At 43.9% G+C, this 15,835-nt stretch carries 14 protein-coding genes and 1 tRNA gene; 10 read left to right on the top strand and 5 right to left on the bottom strand.

The features are described 5' to 3' along the window. Positions 1-170: 170 nt before the first annotated feature. The 6 genes from IPJ70_02005 to IPJ70_01980 all read left to right on the top strand — a co-directional run bounded on the left by IPJ70_02005 (position 171) and on the right by IPJ70_01980 (position 5,520). The gene (locus IPJ70_02005) at positions 171-2,108 is read left to right on the top strand and encodes a hypothetical protein (protein ID QQR82860.1); all 1,938 of its coding nucleotides are present in this window, start codon (positions 171-173) and stop codon (positions 2,106-2,108) included. Positions 2,109-2,224: 116 nt separating this feature from the next. Continuing rightward, positions 2,225-3,286, top strand: coding sequence for an AI-2E family transporter (locus tag IPJ70_02000; GenBank protein ID QQR82859.1), 1,062 nt, complete (start codon positions 2,225-2,227; stop codon positions 3,284-3,286). 7 nt (positions 3,287-3,293) lie between these two features. Continuing rightward, complete coding sequence (locus IPJ70_01995; protein QQR82858.1) at positions 3,294-4,127, top strand: TatD family hydrolase; 834 nt, start codon at positions 3,294-3,296, stop codon at positions 4,125-4,127. 101 nt (positions 4,128-4,228) lie between these two features. Next, positions 4,229-4,750: a 30S ribosomal protein S6 gene (locus IPJ70_01990; protein ID QQR82857.1), complete on the top strand. Its 522-nt coding sequence runs from the start codon at positions 4,229-4,231 to the stop codon at positions 4,748-4,750. A 75-nt stretch (positions 4,751-4,825) separates the two neighbouring features. Next, positions 4,826-5,296: a single-stranded DNA-binding protein gene (locus IPJ70_01985; GenBank protein QQR82856.1), complete on the top strand. Its 471-nt coding sequence runs from the start codon at positions 4,826-4,828 to the stop codon at positions 5,294-5,296. Positions 5,297-5,316: 20 nt separating this feature from the next. Further along, positions 5,317-5,520, top strand: a complete 204-nt coding sequence (locus IPJ70_01980; GenBank protein QQR82855.1) for a 30S ribosomal protein S18 — start codon at positions 5,317-5,319, stop codon at positions 5,518-5,520. 63 nt (positions 5,521-5,583) lie between these two features. Here the strand turns inward: IPJ70_01980 and IPJ70_01975 are convergent, their stop codons facing one another. From IPJ70_01975 to IPJ70_01960, 4 genes are all read right to left on the bottom strand, one after another. Continuing rightward, positions 5,584-6,144, bottom strand: a complete 561-nt coding sequence (locus IPJ70_01975; protein QQR82854.1) for an elongation factor P — start codon at positions 6,142-6,144, stop codon at positions 5,584-5,586. Positions 6,145-6,225: 81 nt separating this feature from the next. Continuing rightward, complete coding sequence (gene recA / locus IPJ70_01970; protein QQR82853.1) at positions 6,226-7,254, bottom strand: recombinase RecA; 1,029 nt, start codon at positions 7,252-7,254, stop codon at positions 6,226-6,228. A gap of 48 nt (positions 7,255-7,302) precedes the next feature. Next, positions 7,303-7,812, bottom strand: coding sequence for a hypothetical protein (locus tag IPJ70_01965; GenBank protein QQR82852.1), 510 nt, complete (start codon positions 7,810-7,812; stop codon positions 7,303-7,305). Positions 7,813-7,814: 2 nt separating this feature from the next. Then, on the bottom strand, positions 7,815-10,010 hold the full coding sequence (locus tag IPJ70_01960) for a DNA translocase FtsK 4TM domain-containing protein (protein ID QQR82851.1): 2,196 nt from the start codon (positions 10,008-10,010) through the stop codon (positions 7,815-7,817). A gap of 247 nt (positions 10,011-10,257) precedes the next feature. Here IPJ70_01960 and IPJ70_01955 point away from each other — a divergent pair, with 247 nt between their 5' ends. Together IPJ70_01955 and IPJ70_01950 are read left to right on the top strand one after the other, a co-directional pair. Beyond that, positions 10,258-11,022 carry a DeoR family transcriptional regulator gene (locus tag IPJ70_01955; GenBank protein ID QQR82850.1) on the top strand — a complete coding sequence of 255 codons (765 nt, stop codon included), beginning with the start codon at positions 10,258-10,260 and terminating at the stop codon, positions 11,020-11,022. A 583-nt stretch (positions 11,023-11,605) separates the two neighbouring features. Then, positions 11,606-13,546: a peptidoglycan-binding protein gene (locus IPJ70_01950; protein QQR82849.1), complete on the top strand. Its 1,941-nt coding sequence runs from the start codon at positions 11,606-11,608 to the stop codon at positions 13,544-13,546. A 439-nt stretch (positions 13,547-13,985) separates the two neighbouring features. Here IPJ70_01950 and IPJ70_01945 read toward each other — a convergent pair whose 3' ends face one another. Further along, positions 13,986-14,438, bottom strand: coding sequence for a GatB/YqeY domain-containing protein (locus IPJ70_01945; protein QQR82848.1), 453 nt, complete (start codon positions 14,436-14,438; stop codon positions 13,986-13,988). A gap of 82 nt (positions 14,439-14,520) precedes the next feature. On the opposite strand from IPJ70_01945, the gene IPJ70_01940 reads away from it, so the two are divergent. Together IPJ70_01940 and IPJ70_01935 are read left to right on the top strand one after the other, a co-directional pair. Beyond that, positions 14,521-15,570, top strand: a complete 1,050-nt coding sequence (locus tag IPJ70_01940; GenBank protein QQR82847.1) for a DNA recombination protein RmuC — start codon at positions 14,521-14,523, stop codon at positions 15,568-15,570. Positions 15,571-15,634: 64 nt separating this feature from the next. Beyond that, positions 15,635-15,709 (top strand) — tRNA-Met (locus IPJ70_01935). Positions 15,710-15,835 lie beyond the last annotated feature (126 nt).

Below are 15,835 nucleotides of genomic sequence, written 5' to 3'. Positions count from 1 at the left end.
GAGTGGGAGGTTGGAAGTGGTTGATTTTATTAGCGAGCGATAGGGAGATGTGTAAAATCACCACCCCGCCAGGGCGGGGTTCTCAAAAAACATAGTCGCTGTGCTCCTTGTTTTTTGGAAGTTAGTGGTTAGTTTTAGTTTGGTATTGGTTTGGGATATACTAAGAGAACATGAAAGAACCTATTATTGACAACGACAGTCCTATAGAATCATTGGCAAAAAAACTCAACACACCTGGAGAAGACTCACTTACGCAGTTGCACCGTTCCGGATTTCGTGAAGAGCGCTATACTGAAGTTGCCCAGGATTTTTCTCACGAACATACACATCAGCCAGTTCATGCTATGACACGTATTACTCGTCACCACACACCGGTCAAATGGTTTTTTATTGGAGCTGTTATTTTCTTTTGTGCGTCGTTGCTTGCCGCCTCCTTCTTTTTTAGTGGAGACAGAAACCTTGTATCTGCAAACAAAATAGAAATTACTGTGACAGGACCTGTGGTTATAACGGCAGGAGAAGTGCTTCCGTTGGCGATAGAGGTAAACAATACAAACGCATCAGCACTTCAGCTTGCAGATATTTTAATTGAATATCCAACAGGAACACGTACACCAGATGATGTTACAAAAGAATTACCTCGATACCGTGCGTCATTGGGCACTATTCCGTCAGGTAAGAGTGTCGCCACAACAACCAAAGCAATTTTATTTAATGAAGAGGGAAGCACACAAACAATTATTGTAAGTTTGGAGTACCGTGTCGCGGGTTCGAGTGCTATTTTCTCAAAAGAAAGTAGTTTTGCAGTACGTATCGGTGCAAGTCCGCTTACGCTTATTTTAAGTGCGCCACGTTCAATTAATTCAGGACAAGATATTGATCTCACACTCGATATCACATCAAATTCGGCGATACCACTTCAAGATGTTGTGGTTGCTGCGAATTATCCGTTTGGTTTTGCATTTTCCGCAGCTGATCCAAGTCCAACGTTTAGTGATACGGTGTGGGCGCTTGGGGGTATCGAACCGAAGGGAAAACGAACGATTCATATACGAGGTGCGCTTTCTGGACAAAATGGAGAAGACCGTATTTTTAGATTTACATCAGGTATTGCAACACAAGGAGACACAACAAAAGTTGGTGCTGTGTTTGCACAAACGGATCACGCAATACAAGTTGCGCGTTCGTTTATTGATACGCGTATGGTTATCAATGGAAGCTCGAATGATGTTGTCACGCTGTACCCAGGACGTACGGCTCGGGTTGATATCACATGGAAAAATAATCTTCCAACACAACTGACTGATGGTGTGATAGAGGTCACTCTTCAGGGAGAGGCTGTTAATGAGAAAAAAGTTGTGTCTACTGATGGTTTTTATAATTCATCAAAAAACACGCTTACTTGGACGAAAGTCAGCAACTCTGCATTGAAGACGATTGATTCCGGATCACAAGGAAAAGTATCATTCTCGTTTGATGTCCTTCCAACAGATACGGCTGGTTCGGGTAGAATAAACCCAGAAATTTCACTTGTGCTCGCGTTTACAGCAAATGCCGTTTCCGAAAGTGCTACTCCAGAAGAGGTGAGGTCTGATAGTACAAAGGTAGTACGCGTTGCATCCGATGTTCGTCTAACAAGTGAAGCGTTTCGTACAACAGGGCCACTTGAAAATTCAGGTCCGGTACCTCCACGAGTTGAACAAAAAACAACGTACACGGTTTCGTGGTCAGTTTCGAATTCGGTTAACGACATAACGGGCACAGAGGTGAAGGCAGTACTTCCTGCGTACATGTCATGGGAGAGTGTGGTAAGTCCAAGTTCGGAAAGTATTTCTTTTGACAGTTCAACGAGGGAAATTATATGGCGTCCAGGAAAAATTCGTGCAGGAAGTGGGTTTAGTACGCCAGCTCGAACCGTTGCATTTCAAATTGGACTTACTCCATCGGCAACACAGATAGGTTCAGTTCCGGTTATTTTGGAAGATGCGACATTGTCAGCAACAGACAGTACTGTTGGTGGCACTGTGGGGGATACTGCCTATGAGTTGAATACCAACTTAAACTCAGACCCAGGGTTCGATTCTTCGTGGAGTCGTGTGGTTGAATAGGTTGTTGCGCGTTTGGTTGCAGGACATGCTCTACACGTGTTTGGATTCAGGGTGTAAACTCCCAACTCGTAACTCTCAATTCCCAACTTCTGTTATTTGGGATATACTTTGTCTATATGGAAGTACAAAATGTACGTTTTTCAATAGAGCCACTTTCGGTGTTAAAGGCCGTATGCGTTCTTGTTTCTGTGTATGCACTCTATCTTTTGAAAGATATAGTACTAGTGGTTCTTACTGCGGTTGTTATTGCATCAGCCATTGAGCCAGCAACACGCTGGTGCATGAAGTATCGTCTTCCGCGAACGGTCGCAGTGGTCATAATGTATCTTTGTATTGCAGCGACGCTTTTTGGAATTGTATATTTTTTGTTACCGTCACTTTTGGGTGATTTGTCGGCATTTTTATCTCAAGTTCCGGGATATTTGGGTTCTCTCGATTCGGATTCTCTTCTAGGTCGTCTTGCTGCTCCTGAGTCTTCAGCGGTCATTCAGGGTATTTCAAGTACACTTTCCACAGGCGATGTACTTTCATCTCTACGCTCGATTATTACTGTTCCAGGAGGTGCGTTCCAGACACTCAGTACTATTTTCGGTGGTGTATTCTCATTTATTCTTGTGATTGTATTGTCGTTCTACTTATCTGTTCGAGAAAATGGAATTTCTGATTTTTTGCAGTTAGTAACACCACACCGACATCGAGTGTATGTATTAGATTTGTGGGTTCGCGCACAACGCAAAATAGGTCAGTGGATGCAAGGCCAGCTGTTGTTGATGCTCATTGTTGGTGTGTTGAGTTATCTTGGACTTACAATTCTAGGTATTGGTCATGCATTTTTGTTCGCAGTTCTTTCTGGGCTATTTGAAATCATTCCTCTTTTTGGTCCTATTCTTTCGAGTATTCCTGCTGTACTCGTCGCATATACACAGGGGAGTGTTTCTCTCGCGTTTCTTGTGATTGGTTTGTTTGTCATTATTCAACAATTTGAAAACCATCTCATTTATCCGCTTGTGGTAAATAAGGTTATCGGTGTTCCTGCGATTATTATTATTCTAGCCCTTGTCGTTGGGGCAGAATTAGCGGGATTTCTTGGTATGGTTCTTGCGGTGCCGCTGTCTGCTATTGCGATGGAATTATTGCAGGATTCAAAACGTCATTTTTCTAGTGATAGTCTTGTGTGAGTGTCCCATGCAGTACTCACTTTTTGATATTCATTCGCACCTTACCTTCAGTGATTTTGACGTTGATCGAGACGCTGTGATAGCTCGCATGAAAGAAGAAAAGATTGGTACGATAACAGTAGGAACTGATGTACAGACATCAAAGGATTCAATTGCATTAGCGGAAAAGCACGAACATCTTTTTGCGACTGTTGGTATTCACCCTACCCACGAAGGTGTACACGCAGATTTTGGTGGGATTCCTGAACTCGCACGGCACTCAAAGGTTGTTGCACTAGGGGAGACGGGGCTGGATTATTTTCGCTTGGGCGAAAATAATCCCAATGACAAATATCAGATATCAAATATTAAAGAAGAACAAAGGCGCCTTTTTATTCAACATGTAGAACTTGCGCAGGAGCACGCACTTCCGCTTATGATTCATGCACGCCCTGCAAAAGGATCAATGGATGCCTATGAGGATGTTCTCACCGTGCTCGAAAGCATGAAGCACGAAGCACGAAGCACGATACAAGGTAATGTGCACTTTTTTGCTGGGACCGTTGATGTGGCGCGTCGGTTTCTCAATCTTGGGTTTTCATTGTCGTTTGATGGGCCTATTACGTTTGCGCGGGATTACGACGAAGTGATTCGCTTTATTCCACAGGACATGATTATGGCAGAAACAGATGCTCCGTTTGCTGCGCCGACGCCATTTCGAGGAAAACGAAACGAACCGCCGTATGTTCGGCACGTTGTGGAAAAGATAGCCGAGCTTAAAGGTCTGTCAATTGAAGCATGTGCGCGAATGCTCACCGCCAATGCTTTGAGGGCCTTTCGTATTGAAGGTGATGTTGTGTAATATAGGGCTAGAAACAAGGGAAAAAAGCCGTTTTGGGATATAAAATAATTATTAAATCGCCCCTTGCGACGGGGGTAAACATATGCTACGCTAGGACGCCTATGGTAGAAGAGAAACAAAAACATATCGAGGAAGACAATGATGCAGACAGCCGGCTCTATGAGCTTGGTTTTCATGTTGTTCCTATGGTTGGAGACGATGGTCTCGCAAAAGAAATGGACACACTTCGTTCTATGCTTGATGCGCACAATGCCAAAGTACTCAGTGAAGAATGGCCTCAGCTTATGACGCTTGCATATCCGCTTGTGTGTGATATTGCACGAACTCGCCACACGTGTGCTACAGCATACTTTGGTTGGTTTGTATTCGAGGCACTTCCACATCACGCGCACGCCATTAAAGAAGAAATGGGTAAAAATGAACACATTCTACGCCACCTCTTGGTAAAGACATACGCGGATGCTCCTGTTGTTAAACACCCGGCACATGCTGGTCATGTTGATCACAAGGCTCCAGAAGAGAAAGAAGATGTGAAGGTTGAGGACGTTGCTCCGGTTGCTCCAGATGCTGCTCCGATGACAACAGAACAAATGGACGTTGAGATTGAAAAACTTGTCGTTTAGTTTTCCAAAAAACCAAATTTCCAAAACCTAAACCAAAACTAACCACTAACTTCTCACCCCCAACTCCCAACTTCTATGTATATAAACAAAGCACTTTTGTATGGCAACCTCACTCGCGATCCTGAGCTCAAGTCACTTCCTTCAGGTTCGTCGGTGACAACATTTAGTCTTGCAACAAATCGTGTGTGGAGAGATAAAGAGGGAAACAAACAAGAGTCAACAGATTTTCACAACGTTGTTGTATTTGGTAAACAAGCAGAAACAGTATCTCAGTACCTTCGCAAGGGATCATCAGCATTTGTTGAGGGACGTATGGTAACTCGAAGTTGGGATGCACAAGACGGTTCAAAGAAATATCGAACAGAGGTTATTGCAGATCACGTACAGTTTGGGCCACGTTCTGGTGGCGCATCTGAAGGACAATCATTCTCAGGTGGTGCAGGGAAGGGAAAGCCGCAACAGGAACAATCAGCACCAGCAATAGACACCATTCAATATCCAGACGCACAAGAAGAAGGTATTAACCCAGAAGACATTCCTTTTTAATTACTTATTTGTAAAATCGTATGAAAAAGAGTTGCTTTTTTAAAGAACAAAACATCAAACACGTTGATTATAAAGATATCAAGGTGTTGCGTCGTTTCCTCAATCCCTACTCACGCATGAAGACACGACGATACACAGGAGTGTGTGGTACCCACCAGCGTGAATTGGCCGTTGCAATCAAGCGTGCACGATTTATGGGACTTCTTCCATACATTGCAGGATAGATTCACTCAACCAATACAAAAAAACGCCCTCTAGGGCGTTTTTTTAGTTGCTGAAAAGAGTGATTATGCTCGGGAAACGTATTCGCCGGTTTCTGTATTGATTTCAAGTGTGTCTCCCATTTCAACAAAGAGGGGAGCACTAATCATGGCCCCTGTCTCGAGCTTTACGAGCTTGTTTCCACCCTGAGACGTATTTCCACGAATAGTTGGAGGTGCTTCAACAACTTTGTACTGCACCTTAATAGGAAGTTTAACTCCAATAGGTTTATCATCAAAAAAGAGCCCAATGATTTCCATTTTTTCTTTCAAAAACTTCGACTGGTCACCAAGTAACTCTTCATCGAGTGTGATACGTTCGCTGGGTTTACCTACGGCATGGAACCACCATTGTCCTTTGTTGTTGTAGATAAAAACAAGAGGTCGGTTTTCAATTTCTGCTTCCTCAGCTTTTTCTGATACGTGGAAGGAGTACTCGGTTACTTTCCCTGTGATGAGGTTTCGTAACTTAGTAGCATTGACCGGTTTTCGTTGTTGTTTACGAAACACGTGTGAATCAAGCACAATGTATGGCTCGTTGTTAAGAAGAATGACTTTTCCGTTGCGAATTTCGCTGTATGTAAGCATATGCGTTCAGATTAACGCTCGCCTAAATATGCTGGCGAGCGTCTCCAAGGTAACAAAAATGGGCCAAAACGGCAAGGTGCGCTACTCCTCCACAGCATTCAGTTTTTCCATAATCTCTGCCGTGAGTTTTTCAGCAACATCTTTGTTTTCAATGAGGAATTGTCGTGTCGCATCATATCCGCGTCCAAGGGCGACACTTCCATACTTGTAGGATGCACCACTTTTTTCAATGATGCTGTATTTTTCACCTAGTGCAATGAGCTCACCTTCGCGGGAAATACCGTTAGGAAAGACAAGATCAAACTCTGCCTGTCGAAATGGTGCCGCAACTTTGTTCTTCACCACTTTGACACGAACACGGCCTCCGACAACTTCTTCTCCCTTTTTAATCTGCGCGATACGGCGGACGTCCATTCGAACTGACGCGTAAAATTTGAGAGCATTTCCTCCTGGAGTTGTTTCTGGATTCCCAAACATGACACCAATCTTCATACGAATCTGGTTAATAAAGATAACCACCGTCTTACTCTTAGCGACAATACCTGTGAGTTTGCGAAGTGCCTGACTCATGAGACGTGCCTGTTTACCAACGTGTTGTGCGCCCATTTCACCCTCGATTTCATCTTTTGGTGTGAGTGCGGCAACGGAATCCACGACAATGACGTCGATTTTTCCTGTACGAACGAGTGATTCGACGATTTCGAGCGCTTGTTCTCCTGTATCTGGTTGAGAAATAAGAAGTTCATCAATCTTTACACCAAGACGTTTTGAGTACTCTGGATCCATGGCGTGTTCGGCATCAACGTACGCACATACGCCACCAAGTTTTTGTGCTTCAGCAACGATGTGTAGCGCGAGTGTCGTTTTTCCAGATGACTCTGGTCCATAAATTTCAATAATACGTCCACGAGGAATACCTCCGATACCGAGTGCGGCATCCAAGGAGAGTGATCCTGTTGGAATTGCTTCAACATCGACGTGTGGTCGAGCACCCAACATCATAATGGCGTCCTCGCCAAATTTTGTTTTGATTTGTCGGAGTGCGTCTTCGATTTGTCCGACAGTCTTTTTCAACTCTTTTGGTGCTTTTGCTTTTTTATTGAATGCCATATATGTGTGTTATGTGTTGCTACTATACTCGGTATTAATAAAATTTTTCTAAAGTGTCGTTGCGGGTGTATGTGTTGCCGTTGAGCTGGCGTTCTCTAGTGGTGTGCTTGTTGTTGCCGTCTCTTGGTTTTCGTCGGTGTTTTTAGTAGAAGCTTCATGCAATGAATTAGTGGAAGTTGCTACGGGTGTTTTTGAAATATTTTTGTCAGCCGCAGACGCCATATACATTCCTCGCAAGTACTGCACATTTGTTCGCTCATACCGATCGGTAACAGCAAGGGTAAGTGCATTGTACCCAGGCATGAGTACTACATTTTCCTTAAAATGACCCGCTTCGTCAACAAAGATTGCTCGGCCATTGAGGGTTATAGCGGTTATATTTTTTGCGTCTCCCTCAACAGTGAGTTCTTCTTCGGTAACGGAAAATCCGTCGGTGGGAGCTGTTATGGTCAATTGAGGGCCGTGAATGTACCCACGTGTTTCAAAGTATGCGTACGACACAAAAACCGCAATCGCGAGGAGAATAAAAACGTACCTACTTGAGGGTCTAAAGGCCATGATTATACAGTACCATCATTACCATTCGTTTCGCTCGGTTTGCCAACGAGCACATCACGCGGTTTCGATCCATCGGCTGGTCCAATGACACCTCGTTCCTCAAGTACATCCATCAATCGTGCGGCACGTGAATACCCAATGCGGAGTTTTCGTTGAAGGTATGATGTTGATGCTTTTCCTGCGTGCACCACTGTTTCGCGAGCGTCCTCAAAGAGGTCGTCGTCTATTTCATCTTCGTCACCAAATCCTCCTCCATCCGACGAGTGTGATGTATCGAGATCGAGAGTGAGCTCTGTTTCGGCATTGCCATTGTCGTGTTTTTTCAAGAATTCGCTCACTTTCTTTACCTCATCTTCAGAAATAAACGCCGATTGAATACGTCGTGGCTTACCCATATCACCTGACATAAAGAGCATGTCTCCGGCTCCGAGTAATTTTTCAGCTCCGGATGTGTCGAGAATTGTTCGTGAGTCAATTTGTGAGGACACCTGCATGGCAATGCGGGCTGGGATGTTTGCTTTGATGAGGCCGGTAATAACGTTCACTGATGGTCGTTGTGTTGAAAGGATGAGGTGAATACCAACCGCGCGGGACATTTGAGCAAGACGGACAATGCCGGCTTCAAGTTCGCGTGGGTACGTACTCATAATGTCGGCAAGCTCATCAATAACCACAACGATGTACGGCATGGTCTCGGGCATATCAATGGCGAGTTCTTCATCAGCACCTTTGTATTTTTCGATAGCAGGAGAGACTATTGAGTTGTGATACGAAGAAATATCGCGCACCTTGTGTTCTTCAAGAACGTTATAGCGTCGTTCCATTTCTTTTACGAGCCACTTAAGTCCAAGAATAGCTTTCTTTGGGTCGGTAATAACAGGAGTGAGAAGGTGCGGAATACCGTTGTAGAGGGTCAATTCAACACGCTTTGGGTCAATCATCACAAATCGCATTGCATTTGGCCCATTGCGGAAGAGGAGAGAGTTGACGAGTGCGTGAATAGTAACCGATTTTCCAGATCCTGTGGTACCTGCGATAAGCATGTGAGGCATTTTTGCGAGGTTTGCAAAGACGGCCTGGCCATCCACGTCGCGACCAAGTGTCATGAGGAGGCGGTGCTGGGATGCGGTATATTCCTCAGTTGATAGAAGGTTGCCAAGACCAACGGTTGTCTTTGCGGAGTTCGGCACTTCAATACCTACAAGTGCTTTTCCTGGAATTGGCGCTTCGATGCGGACAGGGTGTGCAGCAAGTGCAAGTTCGAGGTTCTTTTGAAGTCCAAGAATTTTTGAAAGGCGAACACCTTCGGCTGGTTTCATTGCGTATCGAGTAACGGACGGTCCAATGGAGATTTCGTCCATGGCAACATCAATACCAAAGTTTTGGAGTGTTCTTTTGATGATGTTTGCGTTTGCTTTGATATCACCAACCCCTGGTTTTCCGGAATCTTTTGAAAAGATGGAGAGTGGGGGAGGAATGTAGTCACCAGCCACTGATGCAAATAATGGAGAGAACTCAGGTTCACCGTCCGGTTTCTTTTTCTTGAATGAAAAGAGTCCTCCGTCTTTCTTTTCTTCGGGAGTGTTCGCGTTTTTTTCTTGAGGTGTTTCCATAGGCATTTCGTGTGCCTGCTTTTCTTCAACCGCAGCAACAGACGCGTTCACGTCTTCTTGTGCAAGGGTTCGTGCGGCCATTTTCTCTGCACGACGTTCTCGCCACGCATTAATGACAGAAAGTGGGTGTGTGTTTGAAAGTACTAATATAGAAATGAGGAAGAGCGCGATGAGTGCCACCATTGCTCCAGATGTTGCAAATAAGTAGACGAGAGGATGTGCAATCCAGATGCCAAAGTACCCGGCTTTTTGAGGAAAAAGTACTTCAATGATACCGAGTCCCGATGCAATAAAGAGAAGAGAACCAACAACATTAGTGAGTGCAAAATTTGCCTTCTCAGTTTTAAAGTAGCCGATCGCAAGAATGAATGCGAGGGTAGGGAGGAGGTAATATCCGACGCCGAGTAATGTGGAAGAAAACGAAAATATTTTCTCTCCAACGATACCTGCTTGTACAAAAGCTGCTAATAAAAGGAAGATACCCACAACGCAAAAAACAACTGATAAGACGGCGTATTTTGTTTCTTCTTGGAGTCCAAGTTTAAAGAATGGTTCGGTTTTTTCGACTCTTTTTTTCTTTGCCATATATGCGAATTGTACCACGTTGTTGGTGTGTTGTTTGTGCGTGCGATGCACAAAAGGGGACTGTGGATAACTCTTTAGAACACAAAACACGCAACGTGTACCACGCAATAACAAAAGGAGGTGATATCGCATCGTTGCCAGACCTTATTACATGTTTCGTGTTACGTGCTTTATGATTAACATCTTGTCTTTTACATCCCGAGGAGTAGTATTGTGAATGTCTCTTACGTCATGAAATAAAAGACATATGTTTCAAAAAGACAATAAAAAGGACATTTCAGTGGGCGTACTTCCCTTCCAATCCGAACATGGTGTCCATGACGAACTTTCTTCTCACGCGCAAAAGATAGCAACTGCTGTATATCTTGTTACTGGGCTCATGGACACCCATGACCCTCTCAGGGACAGGCTCAGGTCAAAAGTACTTGATGTGATGTCTTTTATATCGTCATACTCAAACATGCACGATACAAAGACACGCGTATCATCCGACGACGTTATTGAATGTGTACGTGAAGTAATGTCTTTAACAGAAGTCGGCGTATTGGCGGGTATTATTTCTGATATGAATGGCAGTATTCTTATTCGTGAACTTAAGGCACTTTCGGAATCTTTTAATGCGTACACAAAAATGTCTGACATTCAAAACTCTGCATTGGGGACACTTTTTTCTGAGGGGATTTCCCAGCAGTTCCAAACCGTCGTGTATAAAGGACATTCTGTTGATGTCCTTAATAAAGCACCAAAAAAGACACATCATGTTGTCCGAAAACAAAATGTCTTTGAAAAAAAGACACGCACAAAAACTGAATCTGGAACAGGAGAGCGAAAAGATAAGATTCTTTCTGTTGTGCGTGAAAAAGGAAATGTGATGATAAAGGACATTTCAAAACACATCCCAAACTGCAGTGAAAAGACAATCCAACGAGATCTCATTGACCTCGTTTCTCAAGGACTTTTGGATAAGCGAGGAGAGCGTCGCTGGACAACGTATTTTGTCCACAAAGGATAGTACAAGAAGCACCCGATTTTTTGGTAACAAGAGTAGTATCTCCAACGTCTATAGAAGTGAGACCCCTTTGTATGCTTCGAATCCTTGCACCGCAATGACGGGGTAAGGATTCTTCGTATGCGCCAAATTATCCCCAAAAACATGTAACCTTAGGCCTATTTTGGTGTATACTCGAAGTAGACCTGTTATGCATCAAAACACTTGGTAAAAAAAGGTGTTTTGTGGTATAGTGATTGGGCCATTAGGTGGTAGTACGCATCGCACAAGTGGACAAAGAATTTTTGTGTTATCCACAAAGTTCTTTGATACTAGAGGCATGTGAACATATAATGGTGTATTGCAGAAACGAGTTGTGTTTCAGAAGGACTGTTCCTTAACAATTTCATATCCTGAATAACGAGTATTTTTTCAGAACGAACACACGATACGAAAAGACATAGTCGTGCGACGACTCTTAATTCTTGTGAACTACCCTTTGCGCATTCGTCCATGTGGGGCGATATGAGTTGAGGAGTTAGTTAAACGTTATAAGCATTTATTAGTAGTTTATCAATTACTCTCTCACGAGAGAAAATGAATACATATGATTAAAAGAATCAGCTTGGTTGGTCTTCTTGCCGCAGCTTTGTTTGTCGGTTCAACCGCACAAGCAGCAACAGCAGAGGAACTACAGGCACAAATTACAGCGCTTCTTGCACAGATCTCCCAATTACAGGGTGGTTCTTCAGCAGCAAGCACAGGTTGTTACGCATTCACACGTGATCTCACTTTGGGATCTTCAGGTGCAGATGTAACAGCACTCCAGAGTTACCTTGCTTCAAAGGGAATGTTCTCAGCAACAGCAACAGGTTTCTTTGGCCCTCTTACAAAGACAGCAGTGTCAGCATGGCAAACAGCTAACGGTGTTATGCCAGCAGCTGGATACTTCGGCGCGGTTTCTCGTGCAAAGTTCGCATCAACATGCGCACCAACAACTACAACTGGCGGAACAACGACAGGTGGTAGTACATCACTCCAGGGTGGTGCAGGATCAGTAAACGATTACTCTCTTACAACAGCTCTCAACAACGAAAAGGTTGGTGAGAATGAGGAAGATGTAAGCGTTCTTGGTCTTGAGGTTGAAGCAGATGATGGTTCTGACCTCGCACTTACAGCAGTTCGCCTCAACTTCGACAAGGGATCAGCAACAAACAACTTCGACAAGTACGCAAGTGATGTTTCTGTTTGGCTTGATGGAGAAGAGTACGGACGTGTAGATGCATCTGAATTCACAAAGAGCAACAACTACCAAAAGACAATCTCTCTCGACAACGGTGCAGTTATTAAGGCCGGTGAAATCGGAAAGCTTGTTGTTAAAGTGAGTGGTATTAGCAGCCTTAAGGCAACTGGAACATGGACATTGGACATCAACCAGGTTCGCTTTGAGGACGCACAAGGTTCTCTCATCTCAGAGGATCCAAGCACAGCTGCACGTACACTTCAGTTTGAATCATTTGCATCAGCATCAAACATTGAGTTGAAGGCATCTCTTGGAGACGCAACAATCAATGACGCACACGTTATCAACGTGGACGCAACAGATGATACTGCAGATGTTGAACTCCTTTCTTTCAACCTTGAGGCAAAGGGAACTTCAGACATCCTTATCAACGAAATTCCAGTTCTCTTCACAGCTACAGGGGCAGGAAACGTTGACGACATGATTTCTGACGTTACTCTCTACGCAGATGGTGAAGAGATTGGTTCAGAAAACGTTCCTACAACTTCAGGTGCAACAGAGACAATTACTTTCACAGACCTCAACTACACACTCCCAGCTGGAGATAAAGTTGTGTTTGTTGTGAAGGCAAACTTCCTCTCACTTGCAGATGCTCTTGACGCAGGAGACACAATCAAGGCAGAAATGTCAGGAACAGAAGTTGACCTTATCGACGCAGAAGACGAAGCTGGTGAAGCTCTCACTTCTGGCGACCTTACTGGTACAGCACTTGGAGAAGCAAGCGTTGTATACGACTCAGGAATTGCAGTTAAACTTGTAGGAAACCCAACAGCTGTTCGCACATTTACTGCTGACGCAGCAGGTGAGGACGACCAAGGTGAATACAAGATTGTCTTCGATGTAACAGCGTTTGACGACGATATGTACATTGATGCATCTACTCTCGATTACGTAGGTGCAGCAGACGCCGCTGGTCAAGGAGTTGTATTTGCAACTTCAACATCAGCTGGTCAACCTGTAGTTTCTTCAAAGGTGCTTTCAGCACAAGGAACAGAGACTAAGGACTCAGCAGGTAGCTTCTGGATTGAGGATGGACAGACACGTCGCTTCACTCTTACAGTTATCTTGACAGCAGACACAACACCAACAGACGGTTCTTCAGTAGTATCAATCCGCTCAATCAACTGGGCAGATGCTACAACAGCTGAAGCAGCTGGTGGAGTTGTTGATGGTGACTTTGTAAACTACTACACATTCAACCTTGACGAATTCAAGACAGATCCTTTGTTCTTGAACGCAATGTAATGATTGTTTCTTAGATTAATCTCTGATTAGTTTAGGAAAGTAGTTATACAAAAACCGCCCATGTGGGGCGGTTTTTGTATTGGGGAGAGACTCGCTCGGCACATAACCCGTCATGATTTTTACTTCGGTACTAACGAAAAATTATATGCTGGCCAAAATAGTGTATAATTCTTCGTGTATGAAAAACCTCTTCAATCAAAATTTCTTTCACTTCGTATTCGGTTTTATTATGGTTCTTTTGTTGAGTTTTGGTATTCTTTTTACGGTAAATTACTTTATGCAAAAATCGATATACGATGCACAGGGGGATCTTCCTGAGAGTACGTGCATCACAAGTACTGGAGAGGCGTGCTAGAAATAGTAGCAAGCAAAAAGCCGCGCGAAGTATCGCGCGGCTTTTTGTCATATGCTATTTTCTATATCCACTATTCCACTTTTATTATCCAAGCAATTCGTTCACCACTTCTTGTACAATTTTTCCGTCGGCCTTTCCTTTAAGTTCTTTCATTACCGCGCCGATGAAGACTCCTTTTTGTGATGCATCGGCGTTGAGCTCCTCTTTTTTCTTTTGCACGACAGCTACAATTTCTTCACGACTCATTTGTTCAGGGAGAAATGTTTCAATAATGGCCAATTCTGCCTTTTCACCCTCTGATAAATCGGTGCGTCCAGCAGCATCGAACTGAGTAATAGATTCCTTGTGTTTTTTTGCTTCGCGAGCAATAACCGCCAAAGCAGCTTCATCATTGAGTTCTCCATCTGGTTTTTCCTTCAGTATAATGAGCTCATTAACAAAAGACGTTGTAAGTCCGCGTAAAACGGAAAGGCGAACGGTGTCTTTCGCACGCATGGCATCTTTGATGCTTTCCTTGATGGTTGAGTGTAGTGACATAGATAGTATAACGTTATCGAGTATGGTTTGTATGATACCACACGGTGCTTTTTATGGGCAGTATGGGGTATACTATGCACATATGACCGACACACTTGTGCTTATTCTCACCGTTGTTGTGCTTATCGCCGTTGCCGTGCAGGTATGGCTCGCGATGCGTGCAAAAGGGGCTGCGGGGGAAGATAAAGGGCTTTCGCTGATACTCCAACAACTCAATGAAATGTCTCGAACTGTTGATGCAAAGCTCGGGGAAAGTGCAAAAACGATGCACGATTCCATGCGCTCTCAGCTCTCTGAATCAACGCGAATTGTGCGAGAGGTAACGGAAGGCCTCACGAAGCTTGATGAGACAAATAAGCAGGTGGTGTCGTTTGCTGACCAGCTTCAAAACTTGCAGGATATTTTGAAGAACCCAAAACAACGAGGTATCTTGGGCGAGTACTATCTTGAAAGCGTGTTGCAAAACGTGTTGCCACCACGAACGTTTCAAATGCAGTATGCATTTGGCAACGGTGAAATTGTCGATGCGGTGGTGTTTGTGAAAGATAAAATTGTGCCGATTGATGCAAAGTTTTCGTTGGAAAACTACAATCGTATTCTTGAAGCACGAGATCCTGCCGAGCGTGAGCAGTACGAAAAAACATTTAAACAGGATCTCAAAAATCGAATTGATGAAACGAGTAAGTATGTTCGTCCAGCAGAAAACACCATGGAGTTTGCGTTCATGTTTATTCCATCAGAAGGTGTGTACTACGATCTACTTATTAATCAAGTTGGTGCGGTGAAGACGTCAACGCGTGATTTGATTGATTATGCGTTTAGTAAGAAGGTGATTATTGTTTCGCCAACATCGTTCCTCGCGTATCTTCAAACGGTGTTACAAGGACTTCGTAGTTTACAAATTGAAGATCAGGCAAAAGAAATTCAAAAACGAGTGGGCGAATTAGGTCGCCATATCAGCAACTACAATGTGTTCATGATGAAGTTGGGAACTGCACTCGGTACGACCGTCAATCATTTCAACACTGCCCACAAAGAACTCGCAAAAATTGATAAAGATGTTGTACGTATCGCGGGAGAAACTGGAGGAGTTGAAACACTTTCAATTGAAAAGCCGCAGATGGAAGAATAGTTTTACTTTTCACTGAGGACAAGAAATCTTGATTTGTAGGCTCTTTTTCTGTATACTGCGCCATAGCGGGGTAGAGCAGTAGTAGCTCGTCAGGCTCATAACCTGAAGGTCGTAGGTGCAATTCCTACCCCCGCAACCAGAATAAAAATAGCTAGGCTTTGTGCCTAGCTATTTTTACTTCTTACGTTTTTATGGCGTAGGAATTGCAGGTCGGAGCCAGCACTCAATTGTTTGAGTGCTGGCGAGATGGGGTCGAGAACACTTA

The organism is Candidatus Campbellbacteria bacterium (assembly GCA_016699465.1).
GTDB lineage: Bacteria > Patescibacteriota > Minisyncoccia > Phycocordibacterales > EsbW-18 > EsbW-18.
This window is presented reverse-complemented; position numbering and strand designations above follow the sequence as displayed.

Bases quoted from the DNA above. Each gene is read 5' to 3' on its own strand.
- IPJ70_02005 (QQR82860.1), top strand. From the start codon at position 171: ATGAAAGAACCTATTATTGACAACGACAGTCCTATAGAATCATTGGCA.
- IPJ70_02000 (QQR82859.1), top strand. From the start codon at position 2,225: ATGGAAGTACAAAATGTACGTTTTTCAATAGAGCCACTTTCGGTGTTA.
- IPJ70_01995 (QQR82858.1), top strand. From the start codon at position 3,294: ATGCAGTACTCACTTTTTGATATTCATTCGCACCTTACCTTCAGTGAT.
- IPJ70_01990 (QQR82857.1), top strand. From the start codon at position 4,229: ATGGTAGAAGAGAAACAAAAACATATCGAGGAAGACAATGATGCAGAC.
- IPJ70_01985 (QQR82856.1), top strand. From the start codon at position 4,826: ATGTATATAAACAAAGCACTTTTGTATGGCAACCTCACTCGCGATCCT.
- IPJ70_01980 (QQR82855.1), top strand. From the start codon at position 5,317: ATGAAAAAGAGTTGCTTTTTTAAAGAACAAAACATCAAACACGTTGAT.
- IPJ70_01975 (QQR82854.1), bottom strand. From the start codon at position 6,144: ATGCTTACATACAGCGAAATTCGCAACGGAAAAGTCATTCTTCTTAAC.
- recA (QQR82853.1), bottom strand. From the start codon at position 7,254: ATGGCATTCAATAAAAAAGCAAAAGCACCAAAAGAGTTGAAAAAGACT.
- IPJ70_01965 (QQR82852.1), bottom strand. From the start codon at position 7,812: ATGGCCTTTAGACCCTCAAGTAGGTACGTTTTTATTCTCCTCGCGATT.
- IPJ70_01960 (QQR82851.1), bottom strand. From the start codon at position 10,010: ATGGCAAAGAAAAAAAGAGTCGAAAAAACCGAACCATTCTTTAAACTT.
- IPJ70_01955 (QQR82850.1), top strand. From the start codon at position 10,258: ATGTTTCAAAAAGACAATAAAAAGGACATTTCAGTGGGCGTACTTCCC.
- IPJ70_01950 (QQR82849.1), top strand. From the start codon at position 11,606: ATGATTAAAAGAATCAGCTTGGTTGGTCTTCTTGCCGCAGCTTTGTTT.
- IPJ70_01945 (QQR82848.1), bottom strand. From the start codon at position 14,438: ATGTCACTACACTCAACCATCAAGGAAAGCATCAAAGATGCCATGCGT.
- IPJ70_01940 (QQR82847.1), top strand. From the start codon at position 14,521: ATGACCGACACACTTGTGCTTATTCTCACCGTTGTTGTGCTTATCGCC.